Annotated in this window: 27 protein-coding genes; 13 read left to right on the forward strand and 14 right to left on the reverse strand. The window is 42.1% G+C overall.

Annotated features, from left to right (window positions below; translation table 11 throughout):
- The first annotated feature begins 162 nt into the window (after window positions 1-162).
- Window positions 163-1,503, forward strand: a complete 1,341-nt coding sequence (gene pmbA / locus AC3Z9T_RS14920; RefSeq protein WP_490126898.1) for a metalloprotease PmbA — start codon at window positions 163-165, stop codon at window positions 1,501-1,503.
- A 71-nt stretch (window positions 1,504-1,574) separates the two neighbouring features.
- On the opposite strand, the gene rnk is transcribed toward pmbA, so the two are convergent.
- From rnk to kdsD, 11 genes are all read right to left on the reverse strand, one after another.
- Window positions 1,575-1,985 (reverse strand): nucleoside diphosphate kinase regulator, encoded by a 411-nt coding sequence (rnk, locus tag AC3Z9T_RS14925; protein WP_490126899.1) that lies wholly within the window; start codon window positions 1,983-1,985, stop codon window positions 1,575-1,577.
- A 461-nt stretch (window positions 1,986-2,446) separates the two neighbouring features.
- A complete protein-coding gene (gene npr, locus AC3Z9T_RS14930; protein ID WP_490126900.1) occupies window positions 2,447-2,719 on the reverse strand; it encodes a PTS phosphocarrier protein NPr in 273 nt (90 codons plus the stop codon).
- Window positions 2,719-3,570, reverse strand: a complete 852-nt coding sequence (gene rapZ / locus AC3Z9T_RS14935; RefSeq protein ID WP_154624894.1) for an RNase adapter RapZ — start codon at window positions 3,568-3,570, stop codon at window positions 2,719-2,721. Before rapZ ends, npr begins: the two co-directional genes overlap by 1 nt.
- Before the next feature lie 157 nt (window positions 3,571-3,727).
- Window positions 3,728-4,195, reverse strand: coding sequence for a PTS IIA-like nitrogen regulatory protein PtsN (gene ptsN, locus AC3Z9T_RS14940; protein ID WP_490126901.1), 468 nt, complete (start codon window positions 4,193-4,195; stop codon window positions 3,728-3,730).
- Between the two features lie 107 nt (window positions 4,196-4,302).
- Window positions 4,303-4,590, reverse strand: coding sequence for a ribosome hibernation promoting factor (gene hpf, locus AC3Z9T_RS14945; RefSeq protein ID WP_490126902.1), 288 nt, complete (start codon window positions 4,588-4,590; stop codon window positions 4,303-4,305).
- A gap of 22 nt (window positions 4,591-4,612) precedes the next feature.
- A complete protein-coding gene (rpoN, locus tag AC3Z9T_RS14950; protein ID WP_490126903.1) occupies window positions 4,613-6,058 on the reverse strand; it encodes an RNA polymerase factor sigma-54 in 1,446 nt (481 codons plus the stop codon).
- A 31-nt stretch (window positions 6,059-6,089) separates the two neighbouring features.
- Window positions 6,090-6,815: an LPS export ABC transporter ATP-binding protein gene (gene lptB, locus AC3Z9T_RS14955; RefSeq protein ID WP_490126904.1), complete on the reverse strand. Its 726-nt coding sequence runs from the start codon at window positions 6,813-6,815 to the stop codon at window positions 6,090-6,092.
- Between the two features lie 5 nt (window positions 6,816-6,820).
- Window positions 6,821-7,369: a lipopolysaccharide ABC transporter substrate-binding protein LptA gene (gene lptA / locus AC3Z9T_RS14960; RefSeq protein WP_490126905.1), complete on the reverse strand. Its 549-nt coding sequence runs from the start codon at window positions 7,367-7,369 to the stop codon at window positions 6,821-6,823.
- Window positions 7,353-7,946 carry an LPS export ABC transporter periplasmic protein LptC gene (gene lptC, locus AC3Z9T_RS14965; RefSeq protein WP_490126906.1) on the reverse strand — a complete coding sequence of 198 codons (594 nt, stop codon included), beginning with the start codon at window positions 7,944-7,946 and terminating at the stop codon, window positions 7,353-7,355. The genes lptA and lptC overlap by 17 nt, the downstream gene beginning before the upstream one ends.
- Before the next feature lie 39 nt (window positions 7,947-7,985).
- On the reverse strand, window positions 7,986-8,546 hold the full coding sequence (kdsC, locus tag AC3Z9T_RS14970; RefSeq protein ID WP_490127086.1) for a 3-deoxy-manno-octulosonate-8-phosphatase KdsC: 561 nt from the start codon (window positions 8,544-8,546) through the stop codon (window positions 7,986-7,988).
- Window positions 8,547-8,561: 15 nt separating this feature from the next.
- Window positions 8,562-9,530, reverse strand: a complete 969-nt coding sequence (kdsD, locus tag AC3Z9T_RS14975; protein WP_490126907.1) for an arabinose-5-phosphate isomerase KdsD — start codon at window positions 9,528-9,530, stop codon at window positions 8,562-8,564.
- A gap of 463 nt (window positions 9,531-9,993) precedes the next feature.
- On the opposite strand from kdsD, the gene mlaF reads away from it, so the two are divergent.
- The 7 genes from mlaF to murA all read left to right on the forward strand — a co-directional run bounded on the left by mlaF (window position 9,994) and on the right by murA (window position 14,776).
- Window positions 9,994-10,797 carry a phospholipid ABC transporter ATP-binding protein MlaF gene (gene mlaF, locus AC3Z9T_RS14980; protein ID WP_490126908.1) on the forward strand — a complete coding sequence of 268 codons (804 nt, stop codon included), beginning with the start codon at window positions 9,994-9,996 and terminating at the stop codon, window positions 10,795-10,797.
- Window positions 10,798-10,803: 6 nt separating this feature from the next.
- Window positions 10,804-11,586, forward strand: a complete 783-nt coding sequence (gene mlaE / locus AC3Z9T_RS14985; protein WP_490126909.1) for a lipid asymmetry maintenance ABC transporter permease subunit MlaE — start codon at window positions 10,804-10,806, stop codon at window positions 11,584-11,586.
- A gap of 3 nt (window positions 11,587-11,589) precedes the next feature.
- Window positions 11,590-12,114, forward strand: coding sequence for an outer membrane lipid asymmetry maintenance protein MlaD (gene mlaD, locus AC3Z9T_RS14990; RefSeq protein ID WP_490126910.1), 525 nt, complete (start codon window positions 11,590-11,592; stop codon window positions 12,112-12,114).
- Between the two features lie 34 nt (window positions 12,115-12,148).
- Entirely contained in the window at window positions 12,149-12,775 is a 627-nt protein-coding gene (gene mlaC / locus AC3Z9T_RS14995) for a phospholipid-binding protein MlaC (protein ID WP_490126911.1), read from the forward strand.
- A gap of 4 nt (window positions 12,776-12,779) precedes the next feature.
- Window positions 12,780-13,070, forward strand: a complete 291-nt coding sequence (gene mlaB, locus AC3Z9T_RS15000) for a lipid asymmetry maintenance protein MlaB (RefSeq protein WP_490126912.1) — start codon at window positions 12,780-12,782, stop codon at window positions 13,068-13,070.
- 138 nt (window positions 13,071-13,208) lie between these two features.
- Window positions 13,209-13,463: a BolA family iron metabolism protein IbaG gene (gene ibaG / locus AC3Z9T_RS15005; protein WP_070928937.1), complete on the forward strand. Its 255-nt coding sequence runs from the start codon at window positions 13,209-13,211 to the stop codon at window positions 13,461-13,463.
- 50 nt (window positions 13,464-13,513) lie between these two features.
- Window positions 13,514-14,776: a UDP-N-acetylglucosamine 1-carboxyvinyltransferase gene (murA, locus tag AC3Z9T_RS15010; protein ID WP_490126913.1), complete on the forward strand. Its 1,263-nt coding sequence runs from the start codon at window positions 13,514-13,516 to the stop codon at window positions 14,774-14,776.
- A gap of 157 nt (window positions 14,777-14,933) precedes the next feature.
- On the opposite strand, the gene degS is transcribed toward murA, so the two are convergent.
- The 3 genes from degS to zapG form a co-directional block, all read right to left on the reverse strand.
- Complete coding sequence (gene degS / locus AC3Z9T_RS15015) at window positions 14,934-15,998, reverse strand: outer membrane-stress sensor serine endopeptidase DegS (RefSeq protein WP_490126914.1); 1,065 nt, start codon at window positions 15,996-15,998, stop codon at window positions 14,934-14,936.
- 112 nt (window positions 15,999-16,110) lie between these two features.
- On the reverse strand, window positions 16,111-17,505 hold the full coding sequence (locus AC3Z9T_RS15020; protein ID WP_490127087.1) for a Do family serine endopeptidase: 1,395 nt from the start codon (window positions 17,503-17,505) through the stop codon (window positions 16,111-16,113).
- A gap of 374 nt (window positions 17,506-17,879) precedes the next feature.
- Window positions 17,880-18,284: a Z-ring associated protein ZapG gene (zapG, locus tag AC3Z9T_RS15025; RefSeq protein WP_070928933.1), complete on the reverse strand. Its 405-nt coding sequence runs from the start codon at window positions 18,282-18,284 to the stop codon at window positions 17,880-17,882.
- A 213-nt stretch (window positions 18,285-18,497) separates the two neighbouring features.
- Here zapG and zapE point away from each other — a divergent pair, with 213 nt between their 5' ends.
- From zapE to sspB, 5 genes are all read left to right on the forward strand, one after another.
- Entirely contained in the window at window positions 18,498-19,631 is a 1,134-nt protein-coding gene (gene zapE / locus AC3Z9T_RS15030) for a cell division protein ZapE (protein ID WP_490126915.1), read from the forward strand.
- Window positions 19,632-19,909: 278 nt separating this feature from the next.
- Window positions 19,910-20,338: a 50S ribosomal protein L13 gene (rplM, locus tag AC3Z9T_RS15035; RefSeq protein ID WP_006814213.1), complete on the forward strand. Its 429-nt coding sequence runs from the start codon at window positions 19,910-19,912 to the stop codon at window positions 20,336-20,338.
- Window positions 20,339-20,353: 15 nt separating this feature from the next.
- Window positions 20,354-20,746 carry a 30S ribosomal protein S9 gene (rpsI, locus tag AC3Z9T_RS15040; protein ID WP_004258235.1) on the forward strand — a complete coding sequence of 131 codons (393 nt, stop codon included), beginning with the start codon at window positions 20,354-20,356 and terminating at the stop codon, window positions 20,744-20,746.
- A gap of 557 nt (window positions 20,747-21,303) precedes the next feature.
- Window positions 21,304-21,945: a stringent starvation protein SspA gene (gene sspA / locus AC3Z9T_RS15045; protein ID WP_490126916.1), complete on the forward strand. Its 642-nt coding sequence runs from the start codon at window positions 21,304-21,306 to the stop codon at window positions 21,943-21,945.
- Window positions 21,946-21,953: 8 nt separating this feature from the next.
- Complete coding sequence (gene sspB / locus AC3Z9T_RS15050) at window positions 21,954-22,445, forward strand: ClpXP protease specificity-enhancing factor (protein WP_490127088.1); 492 nt, start codon at window positions 21,954-21,956, stop codon at window positions 22,443-22,445.
- The last annotated feature ends 20 nt before the right edge of the window (window positions 22,446-22,465 follow it).

The raw sequence follows: 22,465 nt of genomic DNA on the forward strand, positions 1-22,465 counted from the left end.
TTTTACAGTACGCAGCGCAGTAATTTACATGACCTGCTACGTTGTGGGTGTTAACATTGAATATATACTATTGTAACTGGGAAAAAGCCCTGATGACTACCCGACATTGTGTGTTGGTGTAAAAAAAACAGCCTTTTACCTTATTTAATTTGGATTGAGTACATGAATTTAACTGAACAAGTCAACGAACAACGCAAAAATTTGGAAGAAGCAGTTGCACAAGCACTCTCATTTGCCAAAAGCCGTTGTGATGCCGCTGAAGTTGCCGTGAATAAAAGTACTGGGATCAGTGTAAGCACCCGCCAAGGTGAGGTTGAAAATGTTGAATTTAACAGTGATGGAGCATTAGGGATCACCGTTTATCATAATCAACGCAAAGGTAGTGCATCATCAACGGATTTAAGCCCAGAAGCCATTGAACGTACCGTACAAGCGGCAGTTGATATTGCTCGCTATACATCAGAAGATCCTTGTGCTGGTCCTGCTGAAAAATCACTTCTCGCTTTTGAAGCGCCTGATTTACAGCTTTTTCAAGCCAGTAACCTAACACCTGAACAAGCGATTAAATATGCCTCACAAGCTGAAATGGCGGCACTTAATGTGGACTCACGTATTGTGAATACTGAAGGCGGTAGCTTTAATGGCCATTATGGGGTGCGTGTGTTCGGTAACTCACATGGTATGCTACAAAGCTATTGTTCAAGCCGCTACTCAATGTCTAGCTGCGTGATCGCCGAAGAAAATGGTGAAATGGAGCGTGACTATGCCTACACTATTGGGCGTAGCTTAGAGGCATTGAAATCACCTGAGTGGGTTGGTCAAGAGTGCGCTCGTCGTACACTATCTCGTTTATCGCCAAGAAAACTGCCTACGATGAAGGCGCCTGTAATTTTTGCCGCAGAAGTCGCGACAGGGCTTTTCGGTCACCTTGTTGGTGCGATTAGCGGTAGCAGTATCTACCGTAAATCCTCTTTCTTATTAGACAGTTTGGGTAAACAAATTTTACCTGATTGGTTAACGATTAATGAGCAACCTCATTTAATGGGTGGCTTAGCCTCTTCTCCATTTGATAGTGAAGGTGTTCGTACCACAGAACGCAATATTATCGAAAATGGCGTACTGCAAACATGGTTAATGACCTCTTATTCAGCGAGAAAACTAGGCTTACAAAGTACTGGCCATGCTGGTGGTATTCATAACTGGCGCATTGCAGGTCAAGGGCTATCATTTGATGCATTGCTAAAACAAATGGGAACGGGTCTTGTTGTTACCGAACTGATGGGGCAAGGCGTGAGCGGTATTACCGGAGATTATTCACGCGGCGCCTCTGGTTTTTGGGTAGAGAATGGTGTGATCCAATATCCAGTGAGTGAAATTACCATTGCGGGTAATTTAAAGGATATGTGGGCAAATATCGTCACTATTGCTGATGATATTGAAACTCGCAGTAACATTCAATGTGGCTCAGTGTTACTACCTGAAATGAGTATTGCGGGGGAGTAATTTCCTTTAGAATTTAAAACACAAAAGGCACTCAGGTGAGTGCCTAATCTAGCAGCCAATACTCACTAATATTAACGGTGGAACTCACCGGCAGCTTCTGGCTGATAAATAATTTCCAGTACTCTTACACGTGTTTCAACGCCGTTAGGCAGTGCCCAACTGATTTCATCATTCACATGTAGGCCCAGCAGGGCAGCGCCGATTGGCGCCATGACAGAAAGCTGCTCAGCACTGTCTTTCAGTGAGGCTGGATAAACGAGAGTACGCGTGCGTTCTTCATTGCTGATCAAATCAAGAAAACGAACCGTACTGTTCATTGTAACCACATCAGCAGGAATTTCTTGAGGCGATACGATGTCTGCACGATCAAGTTCATCATTCAGGGCTTCTGCAACAGGGGTGTCTGCATAAGCAGCTTGTTCTAACAGCGCATCTAGGCGTTCTGCATCTAAATCATTAATAATAATTGTTGGCTTTGTCATACCACACTCCAATAGAAACGTACAAAGCAAACACCCCCCACCCTTGTAAGGTAGGGGGTGTCGCAATAATATGGGTACTCGTCATACTTCAAGTTGCAGCGTTGTTGACTTCACTCACTCGCACCAGTCACATACTTATGTATGCTCCTAGTGACTCGTTCACTTGTCGCCTAGCCGCACCTCGAATTATTTAGAGTATCTACTCGTCATACTTCAAGTTGCAGCGCTTTTCGTTAAGGTATAAGTGATTTCACTCACTCGCACCCGTCACACACTTGTGTATGCTCTTAGCGACTCGTTCACTTGTGCCTAGCCGCACATTGAATTATTCAGAGTGTAAATTTATTTGTATGAAATATTAGGCTCTTCATGCTTCGAAGGGAAGAGATCGTGATCACGATCTATGAGCCGTTTTTTGTAAAACAATTGATATTTAGTTCACTAGTCATTAGCTGATAATGCTAACTTTCGTCAAACCCACTTTCAAATAGGTCAATAATCGCAGATAAAGCCTGATGTTCATCAGGGCCGCTAACCTCAATATCAATAGTACTACCTTGCTCCGAGTCTAGCATTAACATTGCAATAACGCTATCGGCTTCAGCCTCAATGTTATTATTATTACGTAAAATAACCCTAGAGTTAAATTTTTTAACTAATTCATAAAGTAACATTGCCGGCCGGGCATGCATACCCAGCCGATTTTTTAAGGTAATCGTGGCTTTTAGTGCCATTACTTACGCTTTTCTAATGTTCTGTGGCGGGACTGTACGTTTTTGCCCCGTGAGCGAAAATAATCGGCGAGTTGCTCTGCGACATAGACCGAACGGTGTTTACCCCCCGTACAGCCAATAGCAACAGTGAGATAGCTGCGGTTATTGGTTTCTAGCATTGGTAGCCATAACTCAAGGTAACTGCGTGTTTGATAAATAAAGTTATGCACTTCTGTATGCCGATCGAGGAACGCCGCAACTGGGCGATCAAGACCAGTCATTGGGCGCAATTTGGGATCCCAATGCGGATTCGGTAAAAAGCGCACATCAAAGACATAGTCTGCATCGATGGGGATACCATGTTTAAAGCCAAATGATTCGAAGACCATAGTCAGTTCACGTTCACGTTTGCCCATTAAACGTGTTCTGAGCATTTCAGCTAATTCATGCACTGACATTTCAGAAGTATCTATGACGAGATCCGCACGTGAACGTAGTGGCTCGAGTAATTCATTTTCTTCGTCAATAGCACTTTCAAGTGATAAGTTTTTACTTGAAAGAGGGTGTAACCTGCGTGTATCGCTGTAACGGCGGATCAATGTGTTGCGATCTGCGTCCAGAAACAGTAACTGAGGCGAAAAGCTAGCAGGTAATCTATCTAGCGCTTCTTCAAAGATCTCTGGGTTATCTGGCATGTTACGCACATCAATGCTCACTGCAGCTGAAATATTACGATCTGCGAGTGAATTGGCCAGTTCTGGAAGCAGCACCACCGGCAGGTTATCTACACAATAGAAACCCATATCTTCCAGCGCACGTAAGGCAACGGATTTCCCCGAACCGGAACGGCCGCTGACAATCATCAGCACCATGAGCTAACTCCCTTTTATTTCTTTTCGGCGATCTTATGACCCCGATAGTGAATAGATCTTTTGGTTACTTATCAGTACATCACCGTGTATAGTTGAATAAAATATCAAAAATTCATACACATGTAACCCTGTGATGGTAAAGTATTTTAATTATAACTTACTCAGTGATTATACTATACAGCTCTGCATCGCTTTGAGCAGATCTCAATCGTTTACAGAATGATTTGTCAGCCAGCTTTTTAGCGATTAAGGAAAGCGTGTGTAAGTGCGTTTTGCATTGATCGGCTGGCACTAATAAAGCAAATAAGATATCAACAGGTTGGTTATCTATTGCATCAAAAGCAATAGGTTCTTCTAAATGTAAAAAAACGCCAACAGCCTGTGTGTGTTCCCCGTCAGCAAGCTTGCCATGAGGAATGGCGATCCCTCCGCCAATGCCAGTTGTACCTACTTTTTCTCTGGTAAGTAATGCTTCAAATACCGTATTTTCCGGTAATCCCAACTCTGCGGCAGCCAGTTCACTAATAATCTCTAACGCTCTTTTTTTGCTGGTGCAAACAAGATTGTTACGTGTACATGCTGGAGATAATACGGCGCTTAATTGGATTTCTATATCACTGTTCATTTTATTGTTCGCTTAGGACTACAAAACCAGCTAGCGGCATACCACTAGCTGGTTTGACCATTTATTTGCGACTTATCACGATACACTGTGATTGCGCTATAAATGTATTAATGTTGTCTCAGTTTTTCTTTGTGTTTAGTTAATTGGCGTGACAGTTTGTCTACCAGTTGGTCGATTGCAGCGTACATATCATTTTCTTCGGCTGACGCATGGAGTTCTGCACCATTAACCTGCACCGTTGCTTCAGCAATTTGCTGAACTTTCTCAACTTTCAGAACGACCTGAATGCCGTTGATTCGGTCAAATAATTGCTCCAATTTTCTGACTTTTTTCTCAACAGTTTCGCGTAATGCAGGGGTGACTTCGATATTGTGTCCAGTAATCTGAAATTCCATACAATCTTCCTTATTTTTTCAATTAAACCAATTTTTTACGTTGGTTTGAGGGCGGAATAGATAACGATTCACGGTACTTAGCGACAGTCCGACGTGCAACCTGAATGCCCTGTTCGGCTAGCATGCTAGTCAGTTTGCTGTCACTCAATGGTTTTGCTGGGTTCTCAGCAGCAACCAGTTTTTTCACTAATGCACGTATTGCTGTCGAGGAGGCTTCTCCTCCTGTATCGGTGCTCACGTGACTAGAGAAAAAATACTTCAACTCAAAAATTCCCCTAGGGCTATGGAGAAACTTTTGAGTTGTCACTCTTGATATCGTCGATTCATGCATATCCACTTGATACGCAATATCTGCGAGTATCATGGGTTTCATGTATTCATCACCATATTCAAAGAATTCTTGTTGTTGCTCAACAATACAAGAAGCTACTTTTAGCAAGGTCTCATTGCGGCTTTCTAAGCTTTTAATCAACCATTTTGCATCTTGTAAATTACTACGAATATACTGCGAATCACTTTCGTTTACTGAATCTTTTATCAAAGAAGCATAGTGGTTATTTATGCTTAGTTTAGGAATGCTATCTGTATTTAATTCAACTTGCCAGTGTCCACTGATTTTTTTCACTAGAACATCAGGAATGACATATTCAGACTCTCCAGTATTGATGGATTGCCCCGGTTTTGGGTTCAGCGTTAATATTAAATCAATCGCTGTTTTTAGTGCGTCCTCTTTTAATCGAGTCAGCTTACTGAGTTGACGAAAATCACGATTAGCTAATAGATCGATATGCTGACTAATAATTGTTCGCGCTTCAGCCAATCCTTCCGTTTCTTTTGGGTAAAGAGACAATTGGATCAGCAAACACTCTTTAAGATCTTGCGCAGCGACGCCCAGAGGATCGAAGTGTTGAATACGTTTTAGTACTGCAATCACCTCTTCAAGGGTGATCTCAGGATTGTCGATCCCTTCATGGATATCGCTAATCGGTGTTGTTAAATAACCTGAATCATCAATCGAATCAATAATTGCTGTGGCAATGGCACGATCCGTTTCAGTAAAAGGAGTCAATTCAGACTGCCAAACTAAGTAGTCTTGCAGGGTTTGCGTGGTTTCCCCTTGATAAATTGGTAATTCATCAAAGCTATAGTCGTTACTCGTGCCTGAAGGCGTGCCCGCGGTATAAATTTCATCCCAATTTGTATCAAGAGGCAACTCATCAGGCATGTCATTTTTTTCGAGTGCTTCTTTAGTATCCATTTCACTACTATCGGCACTTGTTTCAAGGCTGTCGAGGGATTCTAGTTCTGAAGCATTTTCCTCTTGCTCTAGAAGCGGGTTCGTTTCTAGTGCAAGTTGTATTTCTTGTTGTAGCTCAAGCGTAGATAATTGCAACAAGCGGATGGCTTGCTGCAACTGAGGCGTCATTGCCAATTGCTGACTGATTCTGAGCTGCAAACTTTGCTTCATGAATACTTTTTTCTCCCTCTAATACGATAAATTATAGACGGAAACCTTCTCCCAAATAGACGCGTTTTACTTGCTCGTTTTCGAGGATCATTTCAGGGGTACCGTGGGCAATTAAATGGCCTTGGCTTACAATATAAGCTCTTTCACAGACATCTAATGTCTCACGTACGTTATGGTCAGTGATCAAAACACCTAAACCATAATCACGTAAGTGTTGGATAATTTTTTTGATATCCAATACTGAAATGGGGTCAACCCCTGCAAACGGCTCATCTAATAAAATAAATTTCGGGTTTGCTGCGAGAGCTCGAGCGATTTCAACACGGCGACGTTCGCCACCAGACAAGGATTGACCAACGCTATCACGCAAATGGGTGATGCTAAATTCTTCCATCAACTCTTCAGCACGCTCTTTACGTTGCTCTGAGTTTAAGTCATGGCGAATTTCCAGTACTGCCATTAGATTATCATAAACACTCAGACGACGAAAAATAGAGGCTTCTTGTGGAAGGTAGCCAATACCACGACGTGCGCGTTCATGTAATGGTAGAAGACTGATATCCTCACCATCAATGGTAATCTTGCCTGCATCCCGCTGGACTATTCCGACCACCATATAAAAAGTGGTGGTTTTACCGGCGCCATTAGGGCCTAGCAGGCCAACAATTTCACCTGATTTCACCTCAAGGCTGACGTCTTCAACCACCTTGCGTTTTTTATATGCTTTTGCCAGATTTTCTGCGGTTAGTGTCGCCATAACGATTATTTACTCTTTCCGTTGTTTGCCGCTGGGCCTTTTTCTTGTAGCTGTGATGGCAATAATACTGTTGTTACGCGTTTACCTTTGTCACTAAACGCTTCCATTTGCTGAGTTGGAACAACATAGGTGATCTTATCACCTTTGATATTGCTATCTAGCTGCTCAAGATAGGCATCACCTGTTAGTGTCAAAAGTTCTTTATCAACTTCATAGCGCGCTTTCAGCGCATGGCCTTTGATAGGTTTGCCATCATCTTGTAACTGATAAAAGGTCACTGGTGTACCAAAAGCTTCAATGGTAATTTTGTCGGAATCACTGCTTGGGCGTGTGACAACGACTTTGTTAGCTCTGATATCAATCGAACCTTGTTTTATGATGACGTCATCTGTAAATGTGGTGACATTTTTTTCTAAATCAAGGGATTGCTTGACTGAGTTAATGGTCATTGGCTGTTGCGTATCTGTTTTTAATGCGAAAGCAGGTACGCTAAGAGCAAGAATTGCGCTGGCAACAGCTCCTTGAATAAAACGCTTTTTATTTACTTGATTCATTTTTTTGCTCTTCTTTTTGTAGCACGTAATGAGTTTTGACATCTTCAATTAACTCTGCGGTTCTTGAACGCAGGTTACCGCGCATTTTTAAACCCGTTGAATTAAGACCTTGCCCGATGATAGTGACTTTATCATCCGATGAAACATCTTGAGTTATTAAGTTCACAATCGCATTTTGCGTTGAAATACGCTGAATTTGAGAGTCAGGGCTTAAACTATCCACTTGGACATCATCATAGAGATAGAGAACTCTATCATTCGTCAATTTAGCTTTCAGTGAACGCACAGTCCAAGTTGGTACACCTGCTTCGTTATAGGTTGTTAAAACAGGATTGGTGAACCAAGTCACTTTATTTGCTGTGTAATTATCAATTTTATCTGATACTAACTTATAGGCCAAATCGCCTACTGGATTATAGACGAATGTCACTGAATCATCAGTTTGATAATTAGGTTGAGCGTTGTCGAGCACATTATTAACAGGTGCTTCGGTATCATTACCAGCTAGGTTCCAACCGATCAAACCAAGCGCAATCAATGATAACAGGATGATTAACCACTTTTTAGCGTTGCTCATGGATATGTTTTTTAACTAATAACCTTTTAATCAATAACCTTAAATCGATAAGCCTTTAGCTTCTTCAAGTTTACCTTGTGCCAGTAGTATTAGGTCACAAAGCTCACGGACAGCCCCTTTACCTCCACCGATACGTGTTACGTAATCCGCCTTTGGTAGCAGGAGCGGGTGTGCATCTGCAACGGCAACAGAAAGCCCAACTTTTGCCATTACAGGCCAATCAATGAGATCGTCACCAATATAGGCTATTTCTTCTTCTGTTAACTGCAGTGTATCTAACAGTTGATGATACGCCAAAAGCTTATCGCTCTGACCTTGGTAAAGATATGTAATGCCTAATGTTGCTGCGCGATCTTCAAGCAATTTCGCTTTTCTGCCAGTAATAATAGCAACCTCAACGTCAGAGGTTAATAAACAGCGAATACCATAACCGTCACGAACATTAAAAGCTTTCAGCTCTTCACCATTATTTCCCATATAAATAAGGCCATCAGACATCACACCGTCAACGTCACAAATGAGTAATTTAATTTTGGCTGCTTTTTGTAAAACAGACTGAGCGACAGGGCCGTAACAGGTATCCTGAATATGAAGAGCCATCATCATTCCTTTCTTTTATACAACGCCAGCTTGTAGAAGATCATGCATATGCAATACACCCACGAGCTTATTACCTTCAGCGACCATCAGTGAGGTGACATGTTTAGACTGCATTAGATTGAGTGCTTCTACCGCTAAAATATTTGGGGAGATTTTAATTCCACCGCGAGTCATGACATCGGCTATTTTTGCATTATTTAGGTCAATACCCATATCAAAAATACGACGTAAATCACCATCAGTAAAAATACCAGCAATATTCATATCGTCATCACAAATTACGGTCATACCTAATTTTTTGCGAGTAATCTCAATTAAAGCTTCACGTAACGTGGCTGTTTGGGGAATATGTGGAATATCATCATCGACGTTCATTAAATCACGAACTAAAAGTAAAAGTTTGCGTCCTAGTGCGCCACCGGGGTGAGAAAGGGCAAAATCTTCAGCGGTAAAGCCTCTGGCTTTCAATAGGGCAATGGCTAGCGCGTCGCCCATGACGAGTGTTGCGGTGGTACTTGTCGTTGGTGCAAGTCCTAATGGACATGCTTCTTGTGGCACTTTTATACACAAATGTGCATCTGCATATTTACCCATATTGCTACTTGGGTTACTTGTCATACAGATCAGCGGCACTTTAATTCGTTTTAATACAGGCAACAGGGCGAGGATCTCACCTGACTCACCTGAATTGGAAATGGCGAGCACAATATCTTTATTGGTGATCATGCCTAAGTCACCATGGCTGGCTTCACCTGGATGGACAAAGAAAGAAGGTGTTCCTGTACTTGCTAATGTTGCAGCTATTTTTCGCCCGATATGCCCCGATTTCCCCATACCCATGACAACAACTTTCCCTTGGCAGTCAAATATGAGCTGACAGGCACGAGTAAAATCATCGTTAATGTATTGTTCTAAGTTTTTTAGACCTTCACTTTCGATATGGAGGACTTCTTTACCTACTTGCTGAAAATCGATGTTTGACATTTTCTGTTCCATGCGTAGCTTTTCAGTTAATCGGATTAGCGAGCGCGAATTGTATAACGAATACTTACTATCAGTAAGTGCTTTGTCAAATCAGTCGAGAATTAATTGTACTTTTATGAATGATAACGGTAGCTAGCTTAATAAAAGCTGGGGATCCGCACCATAAACTAAACTCAAAAAAAGAAAATTGAGTATTCTCAACTGGTAACAAATTTTTAAAGTCTAAGAGCTATCTGCTTTTATTACGTAAAAATAATGGTTAACTGGCATTAGTTTCCCAGTTTCATGTATATGTTAGTCATATAAATACACATTTTGAACACCAACGACACATTTAGCACGTTATAATAGTTTTAATAAACTTAGATGCGATATTAGACGATTTTCATTTCATCTTTAGGTAAAATTGCGCGCTTAGCGCTTCAAAAAAATAATATTTATGGTGTGGTGAGCTATCAAACAAATGCAAGCACAGACAGACAACTTAATCGAAGTACGTGACATGTGTTTTACCCGCGGCAACCGGAAAATATTCGAAAATATTAACCTTACCGTACCGCGTGGCAAAATAACCGCCATTATGGGGCCATCAGGGATTGGTAAAACAACCTTATTGCGTCTTATTGGTGGGCAGTTACGCCCAAACCAAGGTGAAATTTGGTTTGATGGTGATAATATTCCTAGCTTATCACGCTCAAAGCTGTATCAATCACGTAAAAAGATGAGCATGTTGTTTCAGTCAGGTGCTTTGTTTACTGATATGGATGTGTTCAATAATGTCGCATTTCCGTTACGTGAACATACCAATCTACCTGAATCGCTGATCCATACCACTGTGATGATGAAACTAGAAGCAGTGGGCCTACGTGGCGCTGCGCGCTTAATGCCTTCTGAGTTATCAGGCGGGATGGCGAGGCGTGCTGCATTAGCGAGAGCAATAGCTCTTGATCCTGATTTGATCATGTTTGATGAACCTTTTGTGGGGCAAGATCCCATCACCATGGGGGTTTTAGTCAAACTGATCGATGAGCTCAATCAGGCGTTAGGTGTGACCTGTGTGGTGGTTTCTCATGATGTCCCTGAAGTGCTGAGTATTGCTGATAAAGCGTATATTGTGGCTCAACAGCATGTTATAGCGAAAGGCACAGGGGAGGAATTGCGAAATAATCAAGACCCACGTGTTAGGCAGTTTTTAGATGGTATTGCTGACGGGCCTGTACCATTCCGTTTCCCCGCCAATGATTATCTGGCTGATTTATTAGGGTAAAATAAGATGATAGTAGAGGCAATCGCTGCCTTCGGACGTCGATGGATTGAAATTTTTGCGGCTTTTGGGCGAGCAGGTTATATGCTGCTGCGTTCATTAATTGGCAAACCTGAATTTTCCAAACAATGGCCGCTGTTGGTGAAACAGTTGTATGCCGTTGGTGTGCAATCATTGCTGATTGTGGCGGTATCGGGGCTATTTATCGGTATGGTTTTGGGGCTGCAAGGTTATTTAGTGTTAACCACATTTAGTGCTGAAGCGAGCCTTGGCATGATGGTGGCGCTATCACTATTACGTGAATTAGGCCCTGTAGTGACTGCACTATTGTTCGCTGGGCGAGCCGGGTCAGCATTAACCGCTGAAATTGGCTTAATGAAAGCAACAGAACAAATTTCTAGTCTTGAAATGATGGCCGTCGACCCACTTCGTCGGGTGATTGCACCACGTTTTTGGGCTGGTTTTATTAGCATGCCATTGTTATCACTAATCTTTGTTGCAGTGGGGATCCTTGGTGGTGCATTAGTTGGCGTTGATTGGAAAGGGATTGATGAAGGCTTCTTTTGGTCTTCAATGCAATCATCTATCGATTGGCGTATGGATATAGTGAACTGTTTTATCAAGAGCCTTGTGTTTGCATTTACGGTGACTTGGATTGCATTGTTCAATGGTTATGATGCGATCCCGACATCGGAAGGGATCAGCCAAGCCACAACACGAACCGTGGTACATGCCTCTTTATCGGTTCTAGGTCTAGATTTTGTACTTACCGCACTGATGTTTGGGAACTAAGTCATGCAAAGTAAAAAAAGTGAAATATGGGTTGGTTGTTTTATGTTGCTGGCAATTGTGGCAATTATTTTTTTATGCCTGAAAGTGGCTGACTTGAAATCGATTGGTAGCCAGTCAACTTACCAAGTATCAGCATCTTTTGAAAACATTGGTGGCTTAAAAGAAGGTTCTCCAGTGAAAGTGGGGGGCGTCGTGGTAGGGCGAGTCGCTAGCATTACCTTGAACAAAGAAAACTATGTTCCTGATGTGAAAATTGATTTGCTTAGTGAATATGACAACATTCCAGATTCAAGTTCACTATCTATTCGGACATCTGGTTTATTAGGCGAACAATACATAGCGATGAATATTGGTCCAGAGGGCGAAGAGTTAGGTATTGAGACGTTGAAAGATGGAGGCCGCATTGAAGACACTAAACCTGCTATGGTATTAGAAGATTTGATAGGGCAGTTCCTGTATAAGAGTGGTGACAGCCAAGGTGCTGCGTCAGCACCAGCTGCGGCACCTGAAGCGCCTGCTGCGCATTGATTCGACATTAACACGAATTTAGAAGGAAGAAATTATGTTTAAACGCTTAATGATGATAGCAATGCTAGCGATTGCACCATTTGCAATGGCGATTGATCAAACCAATCCCTATAAACTGATGGATGAAGCGGCTGAAAAAACCTTTACTCGTTTAAAGAATGAGCAGCCTCAAATTCGTAAAGATCCTAATTACCTTAAAACTATTGTGCGTGAAGAGTTACTGCCATATGTACAAATTAAATATGCAGGGGCTTTAGTGTTAGGTACTTATTATAAGAATGCGACGCCAGCACAGCGTGACGCTTACTTTACGGCTTTTGAAGCTTACCTTGAGCAGGTTTATGGTCAAGCTCTCGCGATGTATCACGGTCAAACTTATCAAATAGCACCAGAGCAGCCAGTTGGTGATAAAAATATCGTCGCTATTCGAGTGACTATCCTTGATCCTAACGGTCGTCCACCAGTACGTCTTGATTTTCAATGGCGTAAAAATAGTAAAACAGGCTACTGGCAGGCTTATGATATGATTGCGGAAGGCGTGAGTATGATCACCACTAAACAAAATGAGTGGGGTGATATTTTACGTAAACAAGGTATTGATGGTTTAACAAAACAGTTAGAAATGAACGCAAAAGCGCCAATCACACTGGAAGAGAATTAATCTGATGAGCCAAGCATTGTTGTGGGAAGTATCACAATCGACTTTGCGTTTATCAGGCACGCTTGGCCGGGAGTCATTATTGGCGTTTTGGGAACAACGTGAGTCACTTGTCGCTCAAACTGAACAAATTGATGTTTCAGGCCTAGAGCATGTTGATTCAACAGGTTTAGCTATGTTAGTGCGCCTCAAAGGTGAGTTTGCAACTCAAAAACGTTCACTCAGTATCGTCGGTATGAGTGATAACTTAACCACATTAATGGAACTCTATGGGGTCAAATCATTACTGTTAAGTTAAGTCAATTTATGTAAAAAAGGGCGCCTCTGCGTGTTTTTGTGCACCGGAGGCGTTTTCTTTGGTTTAAGAATGGCGATGGATCCTTTAGGATAGACGTCTATTTATGTCAGTAAGCGAAAATTATAAATTGAGTCATATATGGAAACCAACGAAATAAAGCAAGTATTGATGGATAAGCTATCTCTGGATGAGGTGATTGTTAATGGTGATGGCAGCCACTTTCAGGTTATTGCCGTCGGAACCATGTTTGAAAATATGAGCAGAGTCAAACAGCAGCAAGCTGTTTATGCCCCATTAATGGAGTATATTGCAGACAATCGCATTCATGCCCTGTCTATTAAAGCATATACCCCTGCTGAGTGGGCGCGCGATCGCAAGCTAAACGGCTTTTAATAATCGGATCCGCGAACAGTATTTAAAATATAAAATACGAGATTAACCGAATGGATAAATTTTTAGTTAAAGGCCCTACCCGTATTGAGGGTGAGGTAACAATTTCAGGTGCGAAAAATGCTGCACTGCCAATTCTGTTCGCTGCGCTGCTGGCTGAAGAGCCTGTAGAAATACAAAATGTTCCTAAACTTAGGGATATCGATACGACGATCAAACTTTTGAACCAATTAGGTACTAAAGTTGAGCGTAATGGTTCAATTTTTGTTGATGCAAGTAATGTCACAGAATACTGTGCCCCTTATGATTTGGTGAAAACGATGCGTGCCTCTATCTGGGCATTGGCACCTTTGGTTGCACGTTTTGGCCATGGCGAAGTGTCATTACCAGGTGGCTGTGCGATTGGTGCACGCCCTGTTGATTTGCATATTTCAGGATTAGGGCAACTCGGCGCACATATTGTTTTAGAAGACGGCTATGTGAAAGCGACCGTTGAAGGCCGTCTAAAAGGCGCTTGTATTGTGATGGATAAAGTCAGCGTAGGTGCGACGGTTTCTATCATGACCGCAGCGACTCTAGCGGAAGGGACAACCACTATCGAAAATGCGGCTCGTGAGCCTGAAATTGAAGATACGGCTAATTTCCTTAATACACTCGGTGCTAAAATTACTGGTGCGGGTACAGACCGTATTGTGATTGAAGGTGTTGAGCGCTTAGGTGGTGGTACTTATCGTGTTTTACCTGATCGCATCGAAACAGGAACCTTCCTGATCGCCGCAGCGGTATCAAAAGGTAAAGTGGTTTGTCGCAATGCATGCCCAGATACACTCGATGCTGTTTTGGCAAAATTGCGTGAGGCTGGCGCCAAAATTGAAGTTGGTGAAGATTGGATTAGCTTGGATATGGAAGGTAAGCGCCCTAAAGCGGTTACGTTACGTACTGCGCCACACCCTGGTTTCCCTACGGATATGCAAGCTCAATTCAGCTTATTGAATTTAGTGGCTGAAGGTGCTGGCATGATCACTGAGACGATTTTTGAAAACCGTTTTATGCATATCCCAGAGCTTATCCGTATGGGGGCACATGCTGAAATTGAAAGTAATACTGTACTGTGCCATGGCGTTGAAAAACTGACGGGTGCACAAGTAATGGCGACTGACTTACGTGCTTCAGCGAGCTTAGTGATTGCTGGATGTATTGCTGAAGGAACCACGACAGTTGACCGTATTTATCATATCGATCGTGGCTATGAGCACATTGAAGATAAGCTTCGTGGCTTAGGTGCTAATATTGAGCGCATTAAGTCTGAAGATTAAGCTATTCACGATATACTCGTTATACGTTAAGTTGCAACGCCTTTCGTGAGATATAAGTGAGTGCGTTCAGCTGCATCTTGAATTATTTAGCGTATATTTAGCTCAAAACAAAAAAGTTGTTCCATTGTGAACAACTTTTTTGACTTTGGAATAGGGTTTATCCTGCTTGCCCTTCGGGTATCTCTTCAATAATGACATCAATATCTTTGACCTCACCATTACGTAAAATTTTGACGGAAGCTTTGCTACCGGGGCGGATTTCTGCGACTAAATCCATTGTTTCGGCGGCAGAAACAGCGGGTTTACCATCAACAGACAAAATGATATCACCTTGAACAATGCCAGATTTAGCGGCTGGTCCATTAGGGGAAACCTGGAAAACACGTAGGCCTTGGATCTGATCGATGTTGTTATTATTGGTTCTAATTTGTGGTAATTCACGTGCTGTGATCCCAATGTAACCGCGGATCACTCTACCATCACGGATCAGTTTTTCCATGATCTTGGTAGCGAGTGCGGTTGGAATAGCAAAGCTAAGACCTTCAGAGCTGAAACCTTGGCCTGCGCTAAACGACAGGGTGTTAATACCGACTAACTCACCTTCGCTGTTAATTAATGCGCCGCCTGAATTACCTGAATTGATGGATGCATCGGTTTGCAGAAAATTTTGCCGACGGGTTGAGCTTAATCCTACGCGTCCTGTTGCACTAATAATCCCTTGTGTGACTGTTTGCCCAATGTTGTATGGGTTACCAATCGCTAGCACTACATCGCCAACATGGGTAATGCGTAGCTGATTAATTGGGATCACAGGAAGGTTTTCGGCTTCAATTTTTAACACTGCTAAATCAGTCAAGGCATCTGAGCCAACTAACAAGGCATCAAAGATAGATCCATCTTGCAGAGCAACTAGTATTTGGTCTGGGTTATCAACAACATGCTTATTGGTAATAATATAGCCATTTGCACTCATGATCACACCTGAACCGAGAGATTTTAGTTCGCGACCAGACTGTGAGAAGCTACCTTTAGAGCTACTATAGACATACACAACTGCGGGAGCCGCTTTGCGTACAGCTTTGTTGTAACTGACGGGTTCACTATCTATTTTGCCATAAAGCAAGTCTGCTAAGCCTTGGGGGCGTAAAGAAGGGACCGCAACGATAATAATCAAGGCGGTTAATAGGCCTAACAACGCTGCCCAGAGAAGCTTTTTGACCATAGATATCGAACTTCAGCTTGTTAATTAAGGGAACTTTAGCATAGCATAAAAAAACAGGCACAGCAGTGGGTACTGTGCCTGTTTTTAGCTTTTAGTCGTATAGCGCTGTAAATTAGTTTTTCATCAGCAAATACAGAGTTTCGCCACCACGCAGCACTTTCATTGCCAGTACAGGTGGCTTGCCGTCAATCACTTTGCGGAACTGATCAATATTTTCAACGCGAATATCGTTCACACCGAAGATCAAGTCACCTTTAACTAAACCAACCGCAGCAGCAGGAGACTTAGGTGCTACGCTGTCAATCTGTACACCTTTTGTATTGCTGATTGTCGCGTTAGATAAGGTTGCACCAAGCAGTGATTCACTCAATTTTTCTGCTTTGGTTGCTTCGCCTTCATCATTTTCTAAAACCACTTTAACATCGAGTGGTTTCCCTGAACGGATCAGACCAATCGTGATTTCTTTTCCGATTTGGCTAGTTCCAATTTTCGCTCTTAATTCAGCAAAGCTATTGATACGTTTACCATCAACAGAGACGAGTACGTCACCTGATTTGATACCAGCTTTGGCAGCAGATGATTTCGGCAGTACTTCACTAACGAACGCACCGCGTTGTGCATCGATGTTGAAGGCTTTCGCGATGTCGGAATTCATTTCAGTACCTTTGATACCTAAAATGCCGCGTTTCACTTCGCCATGTTTGATCAATTGCTCGCTCAGGTTTTTCGCCATATTACTTGGTATCGCGAAGCCGATACCGATATTACCACCGCCAGGTGCTAAAATTGCCGTATTAATACCGATCAATTCACCGTTGAGGTTAACTAGCGCGCCGCCTGAGTTACCACGGTTAATTGAAGCATCGGTCTGAATAAAGTTTTCTAAGCCTTCAAGGTTTAGGCCACTACGACCCAATGCTGAAATGATCCCAGAGGTAGCTGTTTGGCCTAAGCCAAATGGGTTACCAACTGCAACAGCGAAGTCACCAACACGTAATTTGTCAGAATCAGCGATGCTAACTGCAGTTAGGTTTTTGATATCTTTTGCATTGCTGATTTTCAGTAAGGCAATGTCTGTTTGCGCGTCTTTACCAATCAATTTGACATCAATTTCACGACCATCATTTAACTGAATTTGGATTTTATCTGCGCCATCAATAACGTGGTTATTGGTAAGGATATAGCCTTGTGTTGCATCAATAATGACACCAGAGCCTAAGCCCTCAAACGGCCTAACACTTTGTTGCTGTGAAGGAACATTTGGACCAAAGAAGAATTTCAGCTCTTCAGGGATCTGTTGGTTTTGTACGCGAGTACCTGACACATGAATATTAACAACAGCAGGCAGAACTTTTTCTAACATTGGTGCCAAGCTAGGCATATTTTGGCTTTGTGCTGTCGCTGGTAATGTTGCAGGTAAAGCTGCACTGCTTACAGAAGGTAATACTGAAAGGGATAACCCTAGACTCATTGCCGCAGCAGTGAGAAAGAAATTTTTTCTTTTCATCATTCCGTAGATTCTCTTAAGAATAAAATTTATCAGGTTGTAGCAAGGCTACGTTAATCACGATATTTGATTTTACTGATAACTATGACCATGGATTATGCGCAAAAGTTCATACAACGGATAGTGACTATTGATTCTTTTACATCTATTTACATGACTTGTTGATGGGGCTTTAACTTCTATACAGTTTTGAAATAAAAAGAAATATTTTAAATGAAATGATATCGCGTAGAATATATTTAATCGATAGTTTTATAGCAGTATACACGTCGTTTTTGTGTGTATGAAAAATGATATTTGGTCTTTGGCTGGTGAATGGCTATCCAGCCAATAATCTTTCACCAGTAAATAGATTTACTGGTGAATAGAATGGGCTACTTCTCTTTTTCGTCGATAGGACGAAATAGCCCTGATGCACCATCTGAATAATCCCTTGGTGGCATTTTGACCGGCGCTTGATCATTATCAGCTTCTGATTCGGTGAGGCGATAATTAAATGGATTGTCTTGCGCAGGCATGTCTGGCATCAGTTCAGAAGAACTTTGTGCCATATGTTGATACAGTTGACGGTAGTCACGAGCCATATTATCCAGTAACTCAGCACTGCGAGCAAAGTGGCCAACGAGCTCTTTACGATACTCTTCTAGTTCTGTGCTTTTCTTGTCTAATTCAGCTTGTGCTGTCTTTTGTTGGCGAAGTTTTGGGTTACCATAACGAACAACCAGTGCGCCGATGATGAAACCAATAACTAATCCAATTAGTGCATACTCCCAGGTCATGCTGACTCCTTCGTTTACTTCACTGTTCGCAGAAATTAAGCTTGGCTATCTATTATTATACCTGTTAACGGGCGGAATACTAAGGCAAAATTCCTCGTGTTTTCAGTACCCGTTAACTAAACGTTAAATAATAAATGAATCTGGTTATAATGAGGCCAGTGTATACCATATAACGGTAAAAAAACCGAAAATTTTTTAAGGATTATTCAGTTAATGTCGCCGATGACTCCCACTATGCGTTATCAACAGGCTCTTGCTGAAGGTAACTATCAGCCTGATAACGTGCAAAAACGTGCTGTTGAACGTTTAAATGAAATTTATCAGCAGTTGGTCGCAACATCCTCTACAAATGAACAAAATAAAAAGCCTTCGGGGTTAAAAGGGCGTTTAGATCGTCTTCTGGGTAAAAAACAAACTAATACTCAAGAACCCATTCAAGGGCTATATATGTGGGGTGGTGTTGGGCGCGGTAAAACGTGGCTGATGGATATGTTCTATGAAAGCCTACCTAGCAATCGTAAATTGCGTTTGCATTTTCATCGATTTATGAAAAAAGTCCAAGAAGATTTAATGGCTTTGCAAGGGCAAGAAAACCCATTAGATATCATTGCTGATGAATTTAAAAAACAGACTGATATTTTGTGTTTTGATGAGTTTTTTGTCTCTGATATTACGGATGCGATGATTTTAGGCACGCTACTTGAAGGGTTATTTGCCCGTGGTATCACACTAGTGGCAACATCGAATATTATCCCTGATGATCTTTATCGAAATGGGCTGCAACGTGCGCGTTTTTTACCTGCTATCGATCAAATCAAAAAATATTGTGACGTAATGAATGTTGATGCAGGTGTTGACTATCGATTACGTACCTTGACTCAAGCGCATCTTTATTTATCCCCAATCAATGATGAAAGCCGACAACATTTAAATGAAACGTTTGTTAAATTAGCTGGCAAAGCAGGGGAGCAAAACCCAGTGTTAGACGTTAACCATCGAAAGATGCAGGCGATAAGTTCCGCAGAAGGGGTATTGGCTATCGGTTTTAAAGCGCTTTGTGAAGAAGCTCGCAGTCAAAATGACTATATTTATCTGTCTAATTGTTATCACACTGTTTTGCTGTATGACGTGCCTGCTTTAGGGGTTAAAGAAGAAAATGCTGCTCGGCGTTTTTTAGCCTTAGTAGATGAGTTCTATGAACGCAAAGTAAAACTGATTATTAATGCTCAGGTTCCGATGGAGCAGATTTATCAAGGCAATTTGCTCACGTTCGAGTACCAACGCTGTCTATCACGTTTACAAGAGATGCAAAGCGAAGAGTATTTGAAAATACCGCATTTATCTTAAAGGTAGACTAGATAAGATGATTGGTATTTGTACAAAAAGGCAGCTAATCTTAATGTAGTGAAAAAAAATGTGTTTTGGGGTCGATTTTTGTTGCTGACTTCTCTATAATCTTGCGACCCCACGTTACAGCGATGTTTTTTATTTCCCAAGAAATATCGCATAATGCCGGCTAGGCTGCTCGAAGGGGTGGGTTTGCTGGACAAGAGTCGTGTGAACCTCACAAAGTTTATGAACATGAGTGTTCACCAACGTGTAACTTCAATATTGGGTAAGTTTTAATGAAAACTTTTACAGCTAAACCAGAGACCGTAAAACGCGACTGGTACGTTGTTGATGCAGATGGCAAAACATTAGGCCGTCTTGCAACTGAAATTGCTAGCCGTCTGCGCGGTAAGCATAAAGCGGAATATACTCCGCATGTGGATACTGGTGATTACATCATCGTTCTGAATGCAGAAAAAATTGCTGTTACCGGCAAAAAACGCGAAGACAAAATCTACTATCGCCACACTGGCCATGTAGGTGGAATCAAGCAAGCAACTTTCGAAGAAATGATTGCTCGCAGTCCTGAGCGTGTGCTTGAAATCGCGGTTAAAGGCATGTTGCCAAAAGGACCTCTGGGTCGTGCAATGTACCGTAAACTGAAAGTTTACGCAGGTAATGAGCACAACCACGCGGCTCAACAGCCGCAAGTTCTTGACATTTAATCGGGATTATAAGCAATGGCTGAAAATCAATACTACGGCACTGGTCGCCGCAAAAGCTCATCTGCTCGTGTCTTTATTAAGCCGGGTAGCGGTAACATCACAATCAATCAACGTACACTGGAACAATACTTTGGTCGCGAAACTGCGCGCATGGTTGTTCGTCAGCCGTTAGAGCTGGTTGAAATGTTGGAAAAACTGGATCTGTACATCACTGTTAAAGGTGGCGGTATTTCAGGTCAGGCTGGCGCAATCCGTCACGGTATCACTCGTGCACTGATGGCTTATGATGAGACTCTTCGTTCTGATCTGCGTAAAGCTGGTTTCGTTACCCGTGATGCGCGTTCTGTTGAACGTAAGAAAGTGGGTCTGCGTAAAGCACGTCGTCGTCCACAGTTCTCCAAACGTTAATTTATTGCCCTTTGGGCATAAAATTGATGAAAAAACCCGTCTTTATGGCGGGTTTTTTATTGGCAAAAATTTAGGTTGAGTACTAGCTTCTTTAACAACGATATTTTTCATAACTAAATGCGTAGTTAACCATTCAAATGTATTTTTGTTTATGAAAGTGTTAAAACAACGAAATAAAAGAAAATATATTGGTGAAAAGATTATTTTCCCCTGAATTGTTTTGATAGCCAGTAATAACCTTAGAGTTTGCTTTAGGGTTTTTGGTCTGCTAATCCGGCTTTAGTTAGGTTAATTATCTAAATTGTGGTTGTTGGTATAAATTAAATGATATTTAGTTATGATTTTTTCACCAATGTCACCCTAAGTTGTACAAAATCTGCTAGAATATGCGACTGCTTTTTATTTTCTAATTTCTCGCCATATTAACGCGAGAGGGTTGTGCTGACTTTCTAAATGGATCTCATGAAAGTTTTTGCACAGGGGATTTTAATGGGCGAGCGGGTAATGATTGCAAATCAGTTACCGTTTAGCTCATTTTATGCAACTTGGAGGTTTTAATGGCTGTCGCTCCTAACAAACGTTCGGTAATGACATTATTTTCAGGCCCAACCGACATTTTTAGTCATCAAGTCCGTATTGTTCTGGCTGAAAAAGGGGTTAGCGTTGAGATTGAGCATGTCGAACAAGGTCATCTGCCTCAAGACCTGATCGATCTAAACCCATACCAGAGTGTCCCGACTCTTGTTGACCGTGATCTGACCCTATATGACCCACACATTATCATGGAATACCTTGATGAGCGTTTTCCTCATCCACCTCTGATGCCTGTATATCCAGTTGCGCGTGGTACAAGCCGCCAATTGATGCATCGTATAGAAAAAGACTGGTATTCTCTGATGAGCAAAATCGAGAAAGGTAATGCACAAGAAGCTGATAATGCACGTCGCCAATTGGCTGAAGAGCTAATCGCAGTTTCTCCTGTTTTTGCTGAAATGCCTTTCTTTATGAGTGATGAGTTCAGTTTAGTTGATTGTTACTTAGCGCCACTATTATGGCGTTTGCCAGTGCTTGGTATTGAGCTGAAGCCATCTAGCAGCAAACATCTGCAAATGTATATGCAACGTGTTTTCGAACGTGATGCATTCTTAGCGTCATTAACCGAATTAGAACGCGAAATGCGTCTTTCGGCACGAGGCTAAGTGGCATGATGGAAATGGCGCCAATGACACCTCGACGCCCCTATTTGTTACGAGCACACTATGAATGGTTGCTCGATAACGATATGACACCGCATTTGGTGGTTGATGTCACCGTTCCAAATACCCTCGTTCCAATGGAATTTGCACGTGATGGGCAAATTGTTTTGAACGTAGCGCCACGTGCTGTGGGTAACTTTGAGATCACCAATGACGAAGTTCGTTTTAATGCGCGATTTGGTGGTGTACCTCGCCAAGTATATGTGCCTATGGCGGCAATTATTGCTATCTATTCACGAGAAAACGGTGCGGGTATGATGTTTGAACCTGAAACCGCTTATGAAGAGCAGCAATCAGCAGAGCTTGAAGTGGTTGAAGATAAACCAGCTGAGGGCATAACGTTAGTTCATGAGTCTGAGACAATAAGTGATGATCACACACCGCCAGATGATGAACCAACGCCACCACCTAAGGGTCGGCCTTCTCTCAGAGTTATCAAGTAATATATAGTAGAAATGTTTAG

Source organism: Providencia sp. 6390 (genome assembly GCF_058148425.1).